At 52.2% G+C, this 207-nt stretch carries 1 protein-coding gene; it reads right to left on the bottom strand.

Features of this window, described 5'->3' with window-relative positions; genetic code table 11:
* A partial coding sequence (locus L977_RS24660; RefSeq protein WP_047624581.1) for a toxin VasX occupies positions 1 to 207 on the bottom strand: 207 nt, incomplete at both ends.

The raw sequence follows: 207 nt of genomic DNA, 5'->3' as shown, positions 1-207 counted from the left end.
CCACCTGCTGCAGCCACAGTGAGCCGTCCGGCGCAACGCTGTAGCACTGCCAGTAATTCGTGCCCTGTTTTCCTTTTTCATAGAAAACGTAAAGGTAACCCTGACGAAGCGCACGGAGGGTGTACTTTTCATTATTGCCGAGCGTTATCCCGATGATGCACGGATCCTTCGCCCACTCCGGTAAACCGGTATTAATATTTTCCGGCA

Origin of the sequence: Enterobacter sp. ZOR0014 (assembly GCF_000798855.1) — a bacterium.
GTDB lineage: Bacteria > Pseudomonadota > Gammaproteobacteria > Enterobacterales > Enterobacteriaceae > Enterobacter > Enterobacter kobei.
This window is presented reverse-complemented; position numbering and strand designations above follow the sequence as displayed.